General features: G+C 68.9%; 13 protein-coding genes and 2 pseudogenes. 8 read left to right on the top strand and 7 right to left on the bottom strand.

Annotated elements, in window-relative coordinates:
* The first annotated feature begins 106 nt into the window (after positions 1 to 106).
* From ACWD0J_RS34760 to ACWD0J_RS34750, 3 genes are read left to right on the top strand one after another with little or no spacing between them, the layout of a single operon-like run.
* Positions 107 to 1,300 (top strand): alginate lyase family protein, encoded by a 1,194-nt coding sequence (locus tag ACWD0J_RS34760; protein ID WP_451499849.1) that lies wholly within the window; start codon positions 107 to 109, stop codon positions 1,298 to 1,300.
* A 22-nt stretch (positions 1,301 to 1,322) separates the two neighbouring features.
* Positions 1,323 to 2,915, top strand: a complete 1,593-nt coding sequence (locus ACWD0J_RS34755) for a glycoside hydrolase family 43 protein (protein ID WP_451499848.1) — start codon at positions 1,323 to 1,325, stop codon at positions 2,913 to 2,915.
* Positions 2,912 to 3,721: an alpha/beta fold hydrolase gene (locus tag ACWD0J_RS34750; RefSeq protein WP_451499847.1), complete on the top strand. Its 810-nt coding sequence runs from the start codon at positions 2,912 to 2,914 to the stop codon at positions 3,719 to 3,721. The genes ACWD0J_RS34755 and ACWD0J_RS34750 overlap by 4 nt, the downstream gene beginning before the upstream one ends.
* Before the next feature lie 508 nt (positions 3,722 to 4,229).
* On the opposite strand, the pseudogene ACWD0J_RS34745 reads toward ACWD0J_RS34750, so the two are convergent.
* Positions 4,230 to 4,526 (bottom strand): annotated as a pseudogene (locus ACWD0J_RS34745) (ATP-binding protein); the annotation flags it as partial.
* Between the two features lie 427 nt (positions 4,527 to 4,953).
* Between ACWD0J_RS34745 and ACWD0J_RS34740 the strand changes: the two are divergent.
* The 3 genes from ACWD0J_RS34740 to ACWD0J_RS34730 all read left to right on the top strand — a co-directional run bounded on the left by ACWD0J_RS34740 (position 4,954) and on the right by ACWD0J_RS34730 (position 8,180).
* The gene (locus tag ACWD0J_RS34740) at positions 4,954 to 5,877 is read left to right on the top strand and encodes a LysR substrate-binding domain-containing protein (RefSeq protein WP_451499846.1); all 924 of its coding nucleotides are present in this window, start codon (positions 4,954 to 4,956) and stop codon (positions 5,875 to 5,877) included.
* Positions 5,878 to 6,043: 166 nt separating this feature from the next.
* Positions 6,044 to 7,261, top strand: coding sequence for a CaiB/BaiF CoA transferase family protein (locus tag ACWD0J_RS34735; RefSeq protein ID WP_451499845.1), 1,218 nt, complete (start codon positions 6,044 to 6,046; stop codon positions 7,259 to 7,261).
* Complete coding sequence (locus ACWD0J_RS34730) at positions 7,251 to 8,180, top strand: HpcH/HpaI aldolase/citrate lyase family protein (RefSeq protein ID WP_451499844.1); 930 nt, start codon at positions 7,251 to 7,253, stop codon at positions 8,178 to 8,180. The genes ACWD0J_RS34735 and ACWD0J_RS34730 overlap by 11 nt, the downstream gene beginning before the upstream one ends.
* Positions 8,181 to 8,511: 331 nt before the next feature.
* On the opposite strand, the gene ACWD0J_RS34725 is transcribed toward ACWD0J_RS34730, so the two are convergent.
* The 5 genes from ACWD0J_RS34725 to ACWD0J_RS34705 all read right to left on the bottom strand — a co-directional run bounded on the left by ACWD0J_RS34725 (position 8,512) and on the right by ACWD0J_RS34705 (position 15,785).
* Positions 8,512 to 11,028, bottom strand: a complete 2,517-nt coding sequence (locus tag ACWD0J_RS34725; RefSeq protein WP_451499843.1) for a beta-glucosidase — start codon at positions 11,026 to 11,028, stop codon at positions 8,512 to 8,514.
* A complete protein-coding gene (locus ACWD0J_RS34720) occupies positions 11,025 to 12,563 on the bottom strand; it encodes a carboxylesterase/lipase family protein (RefSeq protein ID WP_451499842.1) in 1,539 nt (512 codons plus the stop codon). Before ACWD0J_RS34720 ends, ACWD0J_RS34725 begins: the two co-directional genes overlap by 4 nt.
* A complete protein-coding gene (locus ACWD0J_RS34715) occupies positions 12,560 to 13,399 on the bottom strand; it encodes a carbohydrate ABC transporter permease (RefSeq protein WP_451499841.1) in 840 nt (279 codons plus the stop codon). The genes ACWD0J_RS34720 and ACWD0J_RS34715 overlap by 4 nt, the downstream gene beginning before the upstream one ends.
* A complete protein-coding gene (locus ACWD0J_RS34710) occupies positions 13,392 to 14,390 on the bottom strand; it encodes a carbohydrate ABC transporter permease (protein ID WP_451499840.1) in 999 nt (332 codons plus the stop codon). Before ACWD0J_RS34710 ends, ACWD0J_RS34715 begins: the two co-directional genes overlap by 8 nt.
* Positions 14,391 to 14,459: 69 nt before the next feature.
* Positions 14,460 to 15,785 carry an extracellular solute-binding protein gene (locus ACWD0J_RS34705; protein WP_451499839.1) on the bottom strand — a complete coding sequence of 442 codons (1,326 nt, stop codon included), beginning with the start codon at positions 15,783 to 15,785 and terminating at the stop codon, positions 14,460 to 14,462.
* 236 nt (positions 15,786 to 16,021) lie between these two features.
* On the opposite strand from ACWD0J_RS34705, the gene ACWD0J_RS34700 reads away from it, so the two are divergent.
* Together ACWD0J_RS34700 and ACWD0J_RS34695 are read left to right on the top strand one after the other, a co-directional pair.
* Positions 16,022 to 16,252 (top strand): helix-turn-helix domain-containing protein, encoded by a 231-nt coding sequence (locus ACWD0J_RS34700; RefSeq protein ID WP_451499838.1) that lies wholly within the window; start codon positions 16,022 to 16,024, stop codon positions 16,250 to 16,252.
* Positions 16,206 to 16,535, top strand: a pseudogene (locus ACWD0J_RS34695) (IclR family transcriptional regulator domain-containing protein); the annotation flags it as partial. The gene ACWD0J_RS34700 and the pseudogene ACWD0J_RS34695, both read left to right, overlap by 47 nt.
* Before the next feature lie 225 nt (positions 16,536 to 16,760).
* Here the strand turns inward: ACWD0J_RS34695 and ACWD0J_RS34690 are convergent.
* Positions 16,761 to 17,681: a nuclear transport factor 2 family protein gene (locus tag ACWD0J_RS34690; RefSeq protein ID WP_451499837.1), complete on the bottom strand. Its 921-nt coding sequence runs from the start codon at positions 17,679 to 17,681 to the stop codon at positions 16,761 to 16,763.
* Positions 17,682 to 17,847: the final 166 nt, after the last annotated feature.

Below are 17,847 nucleotides of genomic sequence, written 5' to 3'. Positions count from 1 at the left end.
CAGGGACGCGCCTGCTCCACCCCGTGCCCGGCGGGCCCTCCCGCTCCCCTTGCTGTTGCTTCGTACTCCCTTTCCGCACTCAACGTCGAGTGAAAGAGGAAGACCCATGACTGAGCCGCAGTCCCCCGTGTCCCCCGAGCCGGCGCCTCGTCCCCCCAACCGGCGCCGCTTCCTCCAGATCACCGCCGTCGGCGCCGGCGCGGCCGGCCTGGCCGGAGCCTCACTGGCCGGAGCAGGCCAGGCCGCCGCCGTCACCTCGGGCCTGACCGCCCTGACCCACCCCGGCGTGCTGCACAGCCGCGCCGACCTCGACCGGATGCGCAGCAAGGTCGCGGCAGGCGCCGAGCCCTGGCTGAGCGGCTACAACGCGTTCAAGGCCGACTTCTTCTCACGCTCCACGTACACGATGGCGGGCGGCCGGGCCACGGTCACCCGCGGCACCGCTCCGGAGGACGGCAACGCGGAGCTCTGGTACGACTGCAACGCCGCGTACCAGAACGCCATCATGTGGTACATCACCCGCGACACCGCCCACGCCACCAAGGCCCTGCAGATCATCAAGTCCTGGACAGGCGCCCTGCGGGAGATCAACGGCAAGGACGCCGAACTGGCCGCCGGGATCTACGGCGCCAAACTGGCCGCCGCCGTCGAGATCATGCACTACACCGGCCCGGCGGGCAGCTGGTCGTCCACCGAACTCGCCGCCACCGTCGCGATGTTCGAGAACATCTTCGTCCCGCTCATCAAGGTTTACGGCGACGGCGCCTACGGCCTGATGGGCCTGAAGGGCATGATGCAGATCGCGGTGGCCTGCAACAACCTCACGCTGTTCGACGACGCGTACAACGCTTTCTCCACGCACGGCTGCTGCGGGCTGACCAAGCTGATCCAGTCCGGCACCGGCCAGTGCTGCGAGTCCGGCCGCACCCAGGGGTACGCCCAGCTGATCCTCGGTTCGCTGGCCGAGATCTGCCAGACCGGCTGGGTGCAGGGCCTCGACATGTTCGGGGCGTCGGGCTCCCTGCTGCTGTCCGGCTACGAGTACACGGCGAAGTACAACCTCGGCAACACCGTCCCGTACGACGCCACCTTCGGGCGGTGCAACTGGCACTGGTCCACCATCTCCACCGACGGGCGCGGGTCGTTCCGGAACATCTACGAGATCACCTACAACCACTACGTGAAACGCGTCGGCAAATCCGCCCCGTACACGACCCAGGTGGCGAACCAACTACGGCCCGAAGGCGCTCCGAACCAATGCGACCACCCGGGCTTCGGCACGCTGCTGTTCACCCTCTGACGTCCCTCTGAGCGGAGCCTTCGTGATCCACAACCCCGTCCTGCGCGGCTTCGAACCCGACCCCGTGATCCTGCGCGTCGGCGACGACTTCTACATCGCCACCTCCACCTTCGAGTGGTACCCCGGTGTGCGTATCCACCACTCCCGGGACCTGGTGAACTGGCGGGCGCTGGGCGGGGTTCTGGACAGCCGACGGCTGCTCGACCTGACCGGCGTCCCCGACTCCGGCGGCATCTGGGCGCCCGGACTGTCGTACGCCGACGGCCTGTTCCACCTCGTCTTCACCGTCGTCGACACCTATGCGGAGGGCTGGAAGGACCTCCCGAACCACGTGACCACCGCGCCGTCGGTCGAGGGCCCGTGGTCCGACCCGGTGCCGCTGCACGGCCGGGGCTTCGACGTCTCCCTCTTCCACGACGACGGGCGCAACTGGCTGCTCAACATGCGCTTCGACTGGCGGCCGGAGCAGGAGTCGTTCGCCGGGATCGAGATGCAGGAGTACGACCGTGCCACGGGGAAGCTGCTCGGCGAGCCCCGGACGATTTCCGTGGGCACCGCCGCCGGGGTCGCCGAGGGCCCGCACCTCTACCGCAGGGGCGGCTGGTACTACCTGGTGCACGCCGAGGGCGGCACCGGCTACGAGCACGGGGCGGCGGTCGTCCGCTCCCGCGAGTTGTTCGGCCCGTACGAGCCCGACCCGGCCGGACCGCTGCTCACCTCCCGGCACGATCCCGCTCTGGAGCTGCAGAAGGCCGGGCACTGCTCGCTCGTCGAGACGGCGACGGGCCAGTGGTACGCGGCCCACATAACGGCCCGCCCGTACACCGAACGCGGGCGGTGCGTGCTGGGCAGAGAGACCGCCCTGCAACCGGTGACCTGGACGGACGACGGCTGGCCGCGCGTCGCGGGCGCGGTCCCCGCCGTCACCGTACCGGCACCGGACCTGCCGCCCGCCCCGGTGCCGGAGCCGCCCGCCACGGACCACTTCGGCGGCCCGGTGCTCGGCCCCGACTGGTCCACCCTGCGCCGCCCGGCCGACCCGGAATGGGTCGAGCCGATGCCCGGGCGGCTGCGGATCCGGGGCGGTCAGTCCCCCGTGGGCCGCCGGACACCCAGCCTGGTCGCCCGGCGGGTGACGGCACGGCACTGCTCGTTCGAGACGGAGCTGACCTTCGCGCCGGGCTCCTGCGACCACATGGCCGGGCTCACCGCGTACTACAACACCCGCAACTGGCACTACCTGTACGTCACGGCCGAGGACGACGGCTCCCCGGTGCTGCGGGCCCTGAGCTGCGAGGCCGGAAAGCTCACCGCGCACCCGCTCCGGACCCCCCTCGAACCTGGTCACCCGGTCGTCCTGCGCGCCGAACTCGACGGCCTCGAACTGCACTTCTCGTACGGCACCGGCGGCGAGGGATCTCAGCCGATGGGGCCGGCCCTCGACGCGACCGTCCTGTCGGACGAGCACGCCGACGAGTTCCACGAGGGACAGCTGAGGGTCCTCGGCTTCACCGGTGCCATGCTGGGACTCTGGGTGCAGGACCTCGACGGCTCCGGCGTGCACGCGGACTTCGCCCACGCCACCTACCGCACCACCCCGGACGACCACTCATGACACTCCTCGACCTCGGCCGCATCCGTCTCTTCTGCACCTCCCTCGGGCCGGACGACGCCCCCGCGCTGCTGCTGGTGCACGGCTGGGGCGGCGACGGACGGGAGTGGTCGCCGCACGCCGAGGCACTGGCCGACCGGTTCCGCGTCCTCGTCCCCGACCTGCGCGGCCACGGCCGCTCCGAGATACCGGACGAAGGCAACACCCCGGCGGAGATGGCGCAGGACCTGGCCGCGCTGATCGACGCCCTGGGCGTCGGGCAGGTCGTCGCCGTCGGCCACTCCATGGGCGTCCAGGTCGTCAACCTGCTCGCTGTCCACCACCCGCGAACCGTACGGTCGGTCATCGCTCTCGACCCCGCGCACGGCGCGCACGAGGCCGAGGTGGCGACGATCCCCGCCCGCCTCGACGAGTACCGGGAGCACGGCGCCCGCGCGGCTGCCTCCTTCGTGGCCGGCGCCTTCTCCCCGCAGGCGCCGCCCGGCCTGCGCACCGCGCACATCCGCACCATGCTCGGCACACCGGACCACGTCATCGCCCAGGCCTACGCGGGCATGTACACCGACCCCGGCGCGGTGGGCGTCCGCCCGCACAGTGAGGCGTATCTGCGCCGCCGCCCGCAGCCCGCGCTGACGGTGTGGACGGCCGCGGAGGCCGCCGAGTGGGAGCGTGGCATGCTGCGGGTGCCCGGCTCACGCGTCGACCACTGGCCTGGCACCGGCCACTATCTGCACGAGGAGCGTGTCGATCGTACGATCCGGCTCATCCGGGACTGGGCGGCCGTGGAGACAGCAGCCGGGAGTTCGTGAGCGGACTGTGATCTCCCTGGTCGACGCCGCCGGCAGGCACGTGGTCGTCGTGGCGTGGTCGGAAATCCGGTTGATCGAGGGCCAGAAGACGCAGTTCGCCATTGGCTCGCTTCCGGCGGGCAGCGCCTTCACCTACGAGGTGGCATTCACGGCGCGGGTGACCGGCCGCAAAGCTGGGTGGGGGTTCAACACCACGTACAGCGGCGTACGTGAGCTCGCCGGACTGATCTCCCGGCGTTTCGGTGACCGGCCTCACCGACCCGTACCAGCTGTGAAGTGGCGTCGGGCAGGGCAGGCCGTACTTGGCGATGACCTCGGTGGCCGGCCGCGAGAGCACGAACGATGCGTTCACTCAAGGGTCACCAGGACGACAACGCGCCCCCGCCGAGTGACCAAGCCGCGCGCCGGCCCCCTGAACAGGGAAAACGGATCACCAACACGGTGGACTCACGGCAGCATGATCCGCCGCCACATCACCTGGCGTGGCTATGTTCATTTTGTTCTGACGTCACCTGAGGTCTTGCGGTGGGAGCGTGGGTGTGCTGCTGCCGCAGGGGCTGGTCGGCCCCGCCCGCCTTTGCGTCCCGTCACCTGGTGGTGTCAGGGCGGTGTCCGGCAGTCCTCCGCCGGGGTCGTCCGCGAGCATCACCGCGGCGGTCATGCGCTTGCCGACCGGCTCCCGGTGCACCTCGAAGCTCTGGCACACGGCCATCACGATCTCCATGCCGTGCTGACCGACCCGGCCCGGGTCGGCGGCCCTGGCCACCGGCAGCACCGGTGCGCTGTCCCAGACCGTCACCTCGATCCGGCGGGCGATGGTCCCGGAGCTGCCCTCGTACGCCGCTGACATCTTGACCAGCTCGCCGACCCGCTGATCGGCGTTCTGGGCAGCCTCATCCATGCGATCCGCCCGCTTCCTGAGCCGTGACCGTAACGCCCCGCGTTTACCCGCAAAACCGGAAAGCACTAAACCAATCACACGTTCGGGTCCGTGGTATAAGTGACCTCGCACACTCGCTGCGAGCGGGCCGCCTCACTCTGCTGGCCCCTGCGCAGCCCTGCGGCCTTGTCCGGGCGCTCACGACACTGCCGCTGGTCGAGGTGCGGCAGAATCGCCTCAGGCGAGAGTCTCCGAGCGGTGCGCGATCCGTGTCCAGCATCAAACATGGACCTGTTCATGCGGTCTGCGCATCAGTTCCCGTCTGCGTGGAACGCGTTTATGCTCGCGAGCCATGGAGGCCAATTTGCGCCAGCTGGCCGCGTACGCGGCCGTCGCCCGAGCCGAGAGCTTCACCGCGGCCGCGGCACAGATGCACGTGTCGCAGTCCTCGCTCAGCCGCGCAGTCGCGGACCTCGAGCGGCTTCTCGGCGCGCAGTTGCTCGAACGCGACACCCGCAACGTGCAGTTGACCGTTGCCGGGGTCGAGGCGCTACGGATCGCCGAGCAGATCATCACCGCCCACCGAGCGGGCATGAAGGAACTCCATCGGTTCCTGCTCGGCGAGTCGGGAACCATCGCAGTGGCCACTCTTCCCTCGGTCGCAGCCGTGCTGCTGCCACAGGCGATCTCCGACTTCCGCAGGCGGCGACCGCAGGTTGCCGTACGTCTTCTGGACGGGTTGGAGCGAACGGTGCTGGACCGGGTCCTGTCCGGTGACGCGGACTTCGCCATCACCACGGTCGGCGCGCCGTCCGAACAGCTGGAGCACCGCCCTCTGGTCCGGGACCGATTCGTCGCCGTACTACCCGAAGGGCATCAATTGACCGACCGCAGCGAGGTCACGTGGGAGGAGCTGGCCGGCGAGCCCTTCCTCGCCGTGGGGCGGGAGTCCAGTGTCCGCCGCCTCACCGACGCAGCGTTCGCGCAGGTCGAGGCACACAACGCGCCGGCCGCCGAGGCCGGGAGCGTCGCCACGGTCGGCGGGCTGGTGGCTGCCGGCCTCGGAGTTTCCGCCATGCCGGCGCTCGTACTGCCCCTCATGGGAAACGGGCCCGTCGTCTGCCGCCCCCTGGTCGATCCGGTGGTCGACCGGCGCCTGGACATCGCCGTGCGGGCACGGCGAACCCTACCCGCCGTGACCGAGCAGTTCCTGGCGACGCTTGAACAGTTCCGGAGCGAGCGCCGGCCTCTGCCCGACGGCGTCTCGTGGTCCTGAGACTCGACTTCACCCCATCCATTAATGCGTCAATCGCATCGATTGATGGTCTTCTTTTGCTGGACGCGCATCTCTCTGCTCGGCACGCTGAAAGCCTCCGCCGCGGCACACGGGCCTGACGCCGTGGCTGGACAGCAGGGCTACGCATCGGCGAGGGAGCGCATAGGTGTCGGACAACCAGGACAGCATCACCGGCCAGGGACAGCTACGCGGGTTGAAAGTCGTCGAGTTCGCCCACGTGGTGGCCGGGCCGATGGCCGGTTCGATGCTCGCCGACCAGGGCGCCGACGTCGTACACGTCGAGCCTCCCGGCGCCGGCGACGCGGCCCGCGCGATGGGACCGCAGCGGGACGGCGTTCCCCTGTGGTTCAAGGTGGCGGGACGCAACAAGCGATCGGTCACTCTCGACCTGCACCACGAGGCAGGCCGGGCCGTCGCCCACCGGCTCGTCGCCTGGGCGGACGTCGTCATCGTGACACTGCGCGCGGGGCGTCTACGCAGCTGGGAGCTGGACTGGGAGGCGGTACACCGAATCAACCCCAAGGCGGTGCTGTTGCAGATCTCGGGCTTCGGCGCCACGTCCTCGCAGGCCGACGCACCTGGTTTCGGCAAGATGGGCGAGGCCCGCAGCGGGGTGGTCCATCTGACCGGCTTCCCCGAGGGTCCGCCCGTGCACACCGGCTTCTCGCACGGTGACGCGGTGACCGGACTCATGGGCGCGTACGCCGTCCTCGCCGCCCTCCACCGGCGGAATCACGACCCCGATTTCGACGGCGAGTGGATCGATCTCGCCCTCTTCGAGCCGCTGTTCCGGCTGGTCGAGTGGCAGGTCATCGTCCACGACCAGCTCGGGGCCATACCCCAGCGTTCCGGCAATCAGCTGGCCGTCGCGCCCGCTGCCGTGATCAACACCTACCGCTCCGGCGACGGTGACTGGATCACGGTCACTTCTGCGACACTGCGCTCGGTCCGCAACGTGGCACGTCTGCTCGGCCTGCCCGAGGAGGAGTTCGCCACGACACAGCAACAGCATGCCCGGCGCGAGGAACTCGACGAGGGTCTGCGCGCCTGGATCGCGGAGCGCGGGACCCCGGAATGCCTCGAGGAATTCGCCCGGAACGAGGTGGTGGCATCCCGGGTGTTCGACGCCGCAGACATAGCCGCCGATCCGATCTACGCCGAACGCGGCGACATCGTCACGGTCGACGACGCCGATCTCGGCCCAGTACGTATGCAGGCGGTGATCCCGCACTTCCGACAGAAGCCCGGACGCGTCTGGCGGGCCGGCCCGTCGCTCGGCCAGGACAACCGTCTCGTCTACCGGGAATGGCTCGGCCTCAGCGAACAGGAAGTGACGGACCTGGAGAAGAGCGATGTCATCTGAGGCCATCGCATCCTTCGTGGACCGGCCCCCGCTGCGCTCCCTGCTGTTCGTACCCGGCAACCGGCCTGATTGGCTGCCCAAAGCGCGGGCGGCCGGTGCCGATGCCGCCATCCTCGACCTGGAGGACGCGGTGCCGCATCAGGACAAGGCAGCCGCCCGCGCACAATGCGCCGAGGCCGTCGATCGAGTGGCCGCGGAGCCACACGGGGACATGGCGCTCTTCGTCCGGATCAACCCGCTCGACGGCTGGACGGGGGCCGAGGAGCTCCGCACGATGGTGCGCCCCGGGCTCACCGGAATCGTTCTCCCCAAGGTGCTCGGTAGCCAGGACGTGTGGTTCGCCGACCGGCTGATCAGCTGGTGCGAACAGGAACGGGGCCTGCCACCCGGTCGCATCGCACTGGTGCCCTTGCTGGAGACGGCCCGCGCCCTGCGCGACGCATACGACATCGCCGCTGCCGCCCCACGCGTCGCCTACGTCGGGGCTCTCACCGCCCCCGGTGGCGACGTCGAGCGTGCCGTGGGCTATCGCTGGAGCCCGGAGGGCACGGAGACCCTGGCACTTCGCTCCCGTGTGCTGCTGGACGCCCGGGCGGCCGGAGCACCTCACCCGGTCGCCGGACTGTGGACACGCCTCTCCGACCTCACCGGGCTGCGCTCCTGTGCCGAGCAGAATCGCTCCCTCGGTTACGAGGGGATGATGGCCATCCATCCCTCGCACGTCCCCGTCATCAACGAGGTGTTCTCCCCCACGGCCGACGAACTCGCCCGCTGCTCACGGTTGGTGGCCGCCGTGGAGGCCGCCCAAGCAGACGGAACCGGCGCGGTGTCGTTCGAGGGCGAGATGGTGGACGAGGCGATGGCTGCGACGGCACGCCAGGTTCTGCGACGTCACACCCTCCAGACGGCATCAAGGTGACTCCCCGTCGGCACGACACGCGATGGGTTCGCGGGCGGAAGGCAATCACCGGTCGACACCTGAGCCGGTCGCCCCGCCACCGACGCGGTGAGGCCAGCCGGCTCGCAAAGCGACCAGTCCTCAGTAGCCGACAGTGAAGCGGCGGCCCAGGTTCCAGGCTCGCGCCGCCGCCCATGTGCAATCCGCGGCCCGTCCGGCCCCAGGGCCCGCACACACTCGCGACGGTGGCGACGGCGTCGGTGTACAGCTTCGCCTCCGGACCGCCCACGGCCGGCACTACGACGTCGGCGTCCTTGCCAGGGCGGTGACGGACTCGGCGTCGGTGATTAGGTCACGTCTGATCCCCAGTTGGGGCGGGAGGGAGGGACACGGAAGGGAGTGTGACCGCGGCGAGCAGGCGCAGGTCGGTCGCGGAAGCGCCGACGGCGATCCGGTGCCGACCGGGGGAAACGCTCCACCGGTTCGCGGCGTCGTTCCAGAAGCGTCGATCGGCGGTGCTCAGCGTCGTGGTGAGCCGCTTCGACTGACCGGGTTCGAGAAGGACGCTGTGAAAACGGCGGAGCTGCCATGGGGGCTCGCCAACCTCTTCCGGGTAGCCGAGGTACACCTGGGGGACGTCACGGCCGGTGCACTCGCCGATGTTGGTGACCGTCCAAGCGACGGTGACGTCGTCGCCGTCGACGGCGATCTCCAGATCGTCGTACGCGAACGTCGTGTAGCTCAGTCCGTGGCCGAACGGAAACAGCGGCGTCCGCTGGGTGGCATGCCACCACCGGTAGCCGACCAGGAGTTCCTCGTCGTAGCGAACCACCCCATCGGAGCCCGGGTAGCGTCGTGGGTCGGCGCCCGCCGGGTGCTGGTCGTCGGCGCGAGGAAACGTCATCGGCAACCGACCCGAAGGGTTGACGTCGCCGAAGAGAACGTCAGCGAGGCCCGTGCCGTTCTCCTGGCCGGGATACCAGGCCTCGACGACTGCCGCGACCTGGTCGAGCCAGGGCATCAGCACCGGTCCGGCGGTGTGGAGGACGACGACGGTCCGCGGGTTGGCCGTCGCGACGGCCCGGATGAGGTCGTCCTGATCACCGGGCAGGGCCAGACTGGGGACGTCGGAGCCTTCGGTGCGCAGGTCGTTGACGACAACCACGGCCACGTCGCTGGCGGCGGCGGTCGCGACCGCGTGCTGAAGCAGCTCCGGGTCGGGTGGAAGCATGCCGACGCCGACCCGGGGGATGCGCTTCTCGAGCAGTTCGGCCCGGTAGTCCAGCTCGATGGAGAGCGGGACGTCGGCGGTGAGGTGCACGGTGAGGTGTTCGACGGTGCTGAGGTCACGGCCGTCGTTGATGTGCTCGGCCGAGTCGCCCAAGCGCAGCGTTGCGTATCCGGAGGCGTCCAGGGTGAACCGGTGCGGCCCGGTCGTCTCGGGGGTGAAAGTGGTGGTCCAACGTGCCGACCACACGCCGGCGAGGGCTCGCCCAGCGGCCAGTTGGGTGTCGATGGCCGGCTCGACCTGGACGGTGGTGGCCGCGCCGGAATGGTCGGCGGTCGGGAAGTACTGGGCGTCCCAGCCGTGGCTGCCGGCCTGCGATCGGAGTATCGGGGCCGGTAGCGGCGGCAGCATGCCGGTACCGGCGGTGCCCGGGCTGTACCGGACGTCGATCCCGGCGCCGGCGCGTGCCTCGATTCCCCGCAGGGGTGTCACGACGTCCTGGGCGCGGACGAGGGCCGAGCCGCCGCCGGTGACGACCGGTGCGGTGTCCGCGGCGGCGCCGATGACGGCGATGCTGCTCAGCTCGGTGGTCAAGGGCAGGGCCTGGTGTTCGTTGCGAAGCAGGACGGTCCCCGCGGCGACGGCTCGGCGGGCCAGGTCGCGGTGTTCCGTCGTCGCCGCAGGGGCGTCGACGTGGCCCTGCCGCTGCGGGTGGATCAGGCCGACCGCCTCCATGGCCGTCAGGACCCGGATGACCATGTCGTCGAGGCGCGCGAGGGGAACCGCCCCGGACTTGACGGCGGCGGCGAGTTCGTCGCCGTAGTGCTTCGGGTACTGCGGCAGCGGACCGTGCGGCATCTCGACGTCCAGCCCGGCCAGGGCCGAGGCGGTCGCGTCGTGGGTGGCCGCCCAGTCGGACACGGTGAAGCCTGCGAATCCCCAGTCGTTCTTGAGGATCTCGGTCACCAGATGGTGGTTCTCGCCGGCGAAATGTCCGTTGACCTTGTTGTAGGCGGTCATCACCACGAGGACGCCGGATGCGACCGCGGCCTCGAAGGCGGGCAGGTAGATCTCCCGCAGGGCGCGTTCGCCTACGACGGTGTCCACCTGCCAGCGGTTGTTCTCCTGGTTGTTGGCGGCCAGGTGTTTGACGGTTGCCAGAACGCCGCTGTCGTGGATGCCGGCGATCTGGGCGACGGCCAACTGCGCGCTCAGGTAAGGGTCTTCACCGAACGTCTCGAAGGAACGGCCCCAGTGCGGCAGACGCAGGATGTTCACCGTGGGGGTCAGTGCGACCCCGTGCCCCTTGGCCGCGTGTTCGTTTCCCATGGCGCGGCCGAGTCGGCTCAACAGGTCGGGATCCCAGCTCGCGGCCATGCTGACGGCGGCTGCGAAGGCGGTTACGCCCTGCGATCCGTTGCCCACGCCGTTGGGGCCGTCGGCCATGACCAGGTCGGGGATGCCCAGGCGGGGGACGCCGGAGACCTTCCCGGCCGTGCCGTTCGGTGTGATCCGTGACGGACGTCCGGTGCCGTGCACGAGCTGGAGCTTCTCATCGAGCGTGAGTTCGGCGACACGTTTCTCCGCTCGGCCGCGAGCCTGACGGATGCGCTGCGAAGCGGCGGCGTCCACGACGGTCATGATGTCTCCTGCGAGAAGCGGGCGGTCCGTTCGGCGGTCGTGACGTCGGTTTCGGTGTGGACTTTCCGGCCGATCACCACGGTCCGATGGCCGGTCCCGTCGTCATAGCGGGGCCAGGCTCGACCGTCGGGCAGGACGGGCGTGCCGGTCTCGATGAATGACAGCCAGGCGTCGACCATCGTGTCCGAGACCGCGAACCGGTCCGGGGACGAACCGGCGAGCGGGGACGTCCCCACGTTCTTGAAGGTGAAAGGCAGGTCGAGGCTGTGACAGCTGCCCAGAAGTCCGCGCAGGGCGTCGGTGGGGAAGTCGAACCGGTACTGGAACACGGGCAGCCCCTCGGCGGTGGCCCGCTCGGCGATCTGCGTGGCCACCCGTCCGAACTCGGCGTCCGTCCGGGCGCGCGCCAGCCGCAGCTGCGGGCTCTCCTCGGGGTGGGCCGTGCGGTAGAGGTCGTGCAGGTCGCTGCCCCGGCCGGGATACAGGGATTCCAGCGCCTTGAGCAGGCCGCTGTCGTCCAGGGCCTCGTAGGCGTCGTTCTCGGTGAGCATGAAAGCCGAGTCGTGTGTGGCGCTGCCGACGAGCAGGGGCACGCGGTGGCGGGCCGGTGCCGCGTTGTCGGTGAACGGCAGCGCGTCGAGGACGCCCGGTCGCGGAGACGGGCGGAACTGCCGGACCGGCCACCGTGTCCCGCTCTGCGCGTCCAGGACGCGGCGCCACGGCCACTCCAGCAGCATCCGCGCGTCTCGGCGATCGAGACCCGCGCTGCGCAGGAAGTCGTCGGTCGTGGCGATGCCGTCGTCTACGCTGACCGGCCGGTTCATGGTGCTCTGCACGATCGCCCGGTGGAACAGGCCGGCGGCGGCGGGCGCTTCGAGCATCGCGAGGACCTTCTCGCCGCCGCCGGACTGGCCACCGATCGTGACCCGGCCGGGATCGCCGCCGAACGCGGCGATGTTGTCGCGGACCCACCGCAGCGCGGCGACCTGGTCCAGGATCCCGGCCACCGCCGCGTCGGCGTAGTCCTCGCCGAGGAGGTGGTCCAGGCGCAGGAAACCGAGGGCGCCGAGGCGCTGCCCCACGGTGACGACGACGGCCCGTCCGGTGCGGGCGAGCGCCGCTCCGTTGAAGTGGGACTCACCGCTGAAGCCCCAGAGCCAGCCGCCACCGTGGAACCACACGTAGACGGGCAGCGGGCCCACTCCGTGGTCGCGGGGTCGCCAGATGTTGAGGCTGAGGCAGTCCTCGCTCTGCCGCCCGCCCTCCAGGGAGGTGCCGCCGCGGGGGTGGAGGAGGTCCAGCAACTCGGCGAACGCACCTCCCATGCCGGTACGGGGATCCGGCTGCGGCGCGCCGTCACCGAAGGCGTCCGCGTGGCGCACCCCGGTCCATGCCTGCGCCGGCTCGGGCGCCCGGAACCGTGCCGAGCCGCCTGTCGGTGCCGCGTAGGGCACACCGAGGAATGCCTCGACACCCCTGCCGACAGAGCCGCACACCTTGCCCAGCGTGGTCTCCACCGGTGCCGTACCCGTCATTTCACGGCTCCCGCGGCCAGACCGGAGACCAGGCTGCGCTGCACCAGGATGAAGGCGACCAGCAGCGGGATCGACACCACGACGCTGGCGGACATCAGCTGGTTCCACAGAGCGTCGTTCTCGCTGGCGTAGGCACGCAGTCCGATCGGCAGAGTGCGGGTGTCCTTGTTGGAGAGCACCGACGCGAACAGCACCTCACCCCAGGCCGAGATGAACGCGAACACCGCCACGGCCACGATCCCGGGCTTGGCCACCGGAAGGACGACCCGGACCATCGCCCCGAACCGGCTGGTGCCGTCGATCATCGCCGCTTCCTCCAGCTCGGCGGGGATCGCGCTGAAGTAGCCGGTCAGCATCCACACCGAGAACGGCAGGGTGAAGGTCATGAACGTAATGATCATGCCCAGGTAGGAGCCGGTGAACTGGACGCCGGTCACCCGCTGGAGCTGCGTGTAGATGAGGAACAGCGGGAGCAGGAACAGGATGCCGGGGAACATCTGGGTCGACAGGATGATCATGCCGAAGGCCCGTTGGCCCCGGAACCGCAGGCGGGCCAAGGCGTAGGCCGCGAAGGTCGCGACGACCACGGAGCAGGTGGTGGCGGTGGTGGCCACGATGGTGCTGTTGAGGAAGTACTGGGCCAGGGGGATGGTCGACCACATGTCCACGTACGGCTCGACGGTCAGCGTCGTCGGCCACCAGTGGAACGTGCCCTGCACATCCTCCAGCGGTTTGAACGACGTGGTGACGACGACGTACAGCGGCAGCAGCACGAACCCGGACAGCAGTGTCAATGTGACGCCACGGGCCCACCGGAAGGCTGTTGTCTCACGCATCGGCCTTCTCCCCCTTCGGCATGACGAGGCGGATGTAGACGAACGAGGCCACCAGCAGGACCAGCAGAAGCAGGAAGCTCATCGCCCCGCCCACGCCGAAGTTCCAGCTGACGAACGACGATTCGTAGATCAGCGGTGAGATGAGTTTCGCCTGGTCCGGTCCTGCGCCGCCGAAGAGGACATACGGAATGTTGAACTGGTTGAAGATCCACAGTGACAGCACCAGCAGCATGACCGCGTTCGGCGCCTTGATCATGGGAAGGGTGATGAGCCAGAACTGCTTCCAGCGGGAGGCGCCGTCGATCTCCGCGGCCTCGTACACCTCGGAGGGGACGACCTGGAGGGCGGCCAGCAGCATGAGGAAGGCGAACGGCCAGTACGCCCAGATCGACGTGATGATCAGCGCAGGGAACGCGTTGTCGCCGATCAGCCAGAAGGGCCGGTCGTCGAACAGATGCAGCTTGTCGACGAGCAGACTGTTCACGGCACCGTTCTGCTGGCCGAACATGAACGCCCACGCCAGCGTGCCGACGAAGGAGGGCAGGGCGTACGGGACGAGGAACAGGGTGCGCAGCAGCCCACGCCCGCGGATGTTGGAGGACAGGAACACCGCTCCGGCCATCCCGAGAACCCAGGAGCCTCCGACGACGATCACGGTGTAGAGCAGGGTGCGGCCGATGGTGGAGAGGAACTGGTCACCGATCGGGGTGGCCGAGTCGAGACCGTCGACGAAGTTCTGCAGACCGACGAACGGCGCGTCCACCCACCTGCGGATGGTGTATTGGTCGAGGTCGAGGAATCCGATCCACACGCCGAGCAGCATCGGGATGATGTGGACCAGCAGTTCCAGCAGGGCCGCCGGCAGGATGAGCCACAGTGCCAGGTACGAACGGGGCCGCTTGCGCTTACCGACAGCCGGTTCGGGACGCACGGGTGTCGAGGCGGGATCGGTCGGTTCGTCCGCCACGACCGAGTGGTGGGCTTCGCGCACGAGAACGCTTCTTTCGATGGATGGGCAAGAGGGGGTGGCCCGGTCGTCGGGCCGGGCCACCCCGGCCGATTACTTGGACTCGGCTTCCTTCTGGGCGGCGTCGAGGCGCTTGTCGATCGCGGCCTCGTCGACGTTCTTCTTCGTGGCCGCCTGCGCGACCAAGTCCTTCAGAGCCGCACCTACCGCGGTCTCGACGTCCGCTCCCTTGGCCGACATCGGCGCGGGAATCGTGTTGTCCCGAAGGATCTTGTAACGGGCCTGGTAGTACTCGTCCTCGGCGATGGCCGGGTCGTCGTAGGCGGCGGTGACCGAGGGAAGCAGTCCGTAGGACGTGGACAGATGCACCTGCTCGGTCGGGCTGGTCAGGTGCTTGACCAGTTGCAGTGCGGCGTCGACATGGTCGGAGTCCTTGGAGACGCTGATGTTGGTGCCCGCGGCGAAGCTCTGGACCGGCCCACCGCCCGAGGGAATGTCCGCCGGGACCGGCATCGGCGTCATGGCCCAGTCGGTGAACTTACGGTTCTCCAGCGTCGCTCGCGGTGCGGTCTGGAAGGTCATCGCGACCTTGCCGTTGATCAACTGCTCCAGGGCAACCGTCGGGGTCGCGATCTCCGCGGAAGCCGGCGTGGTCACACCGCTCTGCAGCAGGTCGATGTACTGCTCGGCCGCAGCGCGCTGAGGAGCGCCGTTGATGCTCGGTTGCCCGTCCTTGTCCAGGTAGGTCCCGCCGAGCTGGGCTCCCCAGATCATCATCATGTGCGGACCGACGGTGTCGCTCGCGCCGGCCACCGCCAGGCCGTACTGGTCAATGCTCCCGTCACCATCGGTGTCGACGGTCAGCTTCCGGGCGTCTTCCCCGAACTCGTCCCAGGTCTTGGGCGGGGTCTTGATGCCGGCGGCCTTGAACAGCTTGGGGTTGTAATACAGCGAGTACACGTTGGAGTACAGCGGTACCGACGTCGGGGTCTCACCTGCGACCCCGGTCGAATCAAGCGCGGCGGGAACGAACCGCTCCTTGCCGCCGACCTTCTTCAGGGTGTCGTCGTCGAACTCGACGAACGCGCCGGTCTGCTGCAGCGTGGGTGCCCATGTGTTGCCGATGTTGAGCACATCCGGACCGTCACCGCTGCTGACCGCGCTCAGGATCCGGCTCAGCAGGTCGGCGAACGGAATGACCTCCACATCGACCTTGATGCCGGTCTGCTGGGTGAACCGGTTGAGGCTCTTCTCCAGAATCGCTTCGTCGGAGGTGATCGAAGCCGACTGCTGGGTGGCCCAGTAGTGGAGTGTGACGTCCTGGTCGTCACCCGATGAGTCGCCGGAGCATCCGGTCATGAGCACCATCGTGGCCGCGACGAGTCCCGCGAAGAAGGACGGCTTTGGTACGAGTCGCAATGATCTCTCCTCATCATTGAGAAGTCGGGGCGCGGGACCGTGTCGGAACGCACGGTGTCGAGGAGCCCGTCGTAGTCGTTCAGGCCTTGCGGCCAGGTCAACGGCTTGCCCGCGATCAGCTTGTCGTGTCGTGGGCGTATCTGCGCCGCGTTGCGCTTCAGTGTGCACAGCGCGACCTGTGCAGTCACCGCATTAGACGAGCATCACTGCATGCCATTTCCGCATAGAAGGACTGCATGGCGGCGCGGCGGCAACATACGCCTCCGGGAACGAGGGGGGCACCTGGCCGGCTCACGCCCAGCGACATCTCGGAGCGCAGTGGTATCACGCTCAGCACAGCTCATCACCTGGTCGCATCGGGCGCTCTGCAGCGCGGGGCCGACGGCCGCTACCAGGTGGGCATCCGGTCACTCGTTTCTCCAGGACCTGTTCGAGCTGACCCGCAGGAATGTGCATCTGTGCATTAGGGAGGGCACTGACGCGCTCTACCTGGATCGGTTCTACTGCAGTCGGCGGGTACCGATGGTGGCGCGGGTCGGTGGCCGACTGCCGCTTCACCCGACGGCGGCGGGCAAGATGCTACTGGCCTACGAGGAACGCTCGTTCCGTGACGTGTACCTGGCCGGCACGCTGGAGCACCGCACCGCACCGCACCGCACCGCACCGCACCGCACCGCATTCGCCATCACCGAGCCCGGGCGGCTCGATCGTGAGCTGCGGAGAGTCCGCGAACAGGGATATGCGGTGACGAGGGAGGAAGTGAGGCAGCTGTTCGGTGGTGGTGCCGGTCCTGGCGGAGGACGGTTCCGCCTCGCGGCCATCGGGATCCTGATCGCTTGGCGGGGTCCGTCGAGGTCACGCGGCTGGTGGTCGCCAGGTACGCCGAAAGCCGGTACCTGGAGCGACGCGGGCCGCGACTGCCGCTCGCGAGAAGCCCGAAGCGGTCGTTCTGTTTTTGTTCGACGCCCTCAGAACTCAGAACATGGTGTTGTCGTTGGCGGAGGTGGCCGGAACGTCCTGCAACACGTCCCAGTGCTCGACGATCTTCCCGCCCCGCACCCGGAACAGATCCACGACGGCCTGCCCGCGCTCTCCGGGCGCGTTCACGTAGTGACTGTGGACGGCGACCAGATCCCCCTCGGCGACGACGCGCTTACGAGAGACGGCCAGTTCCGGGAACGCCCGGAAGTACGCCCCGAGGCCGTCCCGCGCACCGGCCAGGCCATCCGCGATGGTGGGATTGTGCTGGTGGTATTCGGCGCTCCAGTACGTGTCGAGCGCGGAAAGGTCCTTGTCGATGATGAGCCGGTCGAACGCCTTGGTGACGAGCTCCTTGTTGGAGGCGGTGAGCCACCGCGGCCCAGGTTGCCCAGTCTGCGGCCGACTGACCGTGGCGAACATGTCGTTGCCGTTCACACTGCTGTCCGGAACGTCCTGCAGCACGTCCCAGTGCTCGGCGATCTTCCCGCCCTGGAACCGGAAGATGTCGAAGACGGCCGAGCCTCGACTCCCCGGCGTCAGCACGAGGTTGGAGTGCACCACGACGAGGTCGTTCTCGGAGATGACCCGCTTGACGTCGTACTTGGCGTCGGGGAACTGCTGATGCATCGCGACAGCCAGGTTCTTCAACGTGTCGGCGCCGTCGGGTGCGGTGGGGTTGTGCTGGATGTAGTCGTCCCGCACGAACCTGTCCACGACCGCGGTGTCGCCCCGCTCGAACGCCCCCTTGAGGACGCGTACGGCAACGTTCTTCTGGTAATCGAGCCGGGCGCCGCCATCGGCGTACCCGAAGGCATGACCTGCGCTGACGGACGGCGAGGCGACGGCGGGTACGGTCGCGGCGCCCAACAGGCAGGACGCGGCGAGCGTGGCGACGAGGACGCGACGGGCAGACATGCGGGAAGTCACGATGCTCCCTTTCTCGGGATCTTGGTCTTTCCTGGCACGAGGCGGAAGGAGTGGCAGGGTCAGCCCCGCGGGCCGAACATGTAGGCGTTGGCGACGTCGATGAGGGCGGCGCCCTTGTAGGTGGGGTAGCGCTCGGTGATGGCTTTCTTGTAGG

It is taken from the genome of Streptomyces sp. NPDC003011, assembly GCF_053591515.1.
This window is presented reverse-complemented; position numbering and strand designations above follow the sequence as displayed.

Bases quoted from the DNA above. Each gene is read 5' to 3' on its own strand.
- ACWD0J_RS34740 (WP_451499846.1), top strand. From the start codon at position 4,954: ATGGAGGCCAATTTGCGCCAGCTGGCCGCGTACGCGGCCGTCGCCCGA.
- ACWD0J_RS34720 (WP_451499842.1), bottom strand. From the start codon at position 12,563: ATGACGGGTACGGCACCGGTGGAGACCACGCTGGGCAAGGTGTGCGGC.
- ACWD0J_RS34725 (WP_451499843.1), bottom strand. From the start codon at position 11,028: ATGACCGTCGTGGACGCCGCCGCTTCGCAGCGCATCCGTCAGGCTCGC.
- ACWD0J_RS34760 (WP_451499849.1), top strand. From the start codon at position 107: ATGACTGAGCCGCAGTCCCCCGTGTCCCCCGAGCCGGCGCCTCGTCCC.
- ACWD0J_RS34730 (WP_451499844.1), top strand. From the start codon at position 7,251: ATGTCATCTGAGGCCATCGCATCCTTCGTGGACCGGCCCCCGCTGCGC.
- ACWD0J_RS34750 (WP_451499847.1), top strand. From the start codon at position 2,912: ATGACACTCCTCGACCTCGGCCGCATCCGTCTCTTCTGCACCTCCCTC.
- ACWD0J_RS34700 (WP_451499838.1), top strand. From the start codon at position 16,022: ATGGCGGCGCGGCGGCAACATACGCCTCCGGGAACGAGGGGGGCACCT.
- ACWD0J_RS34690 (WP_451499837.1), bottom strand. From the start codon at position 17,681: ATGTCTGCCCGTCGCGTCCTCGTCGCCACGCTCGCCGCGTCCTGCCTG.
- ACWD0J_RS34715 (WP_451499841.1), bottom strand. From the start codon at position 13,399: ATGCGTGAGACAACAGCCTTCCGGTGGGCCCGTGGCGTCACATTGACA.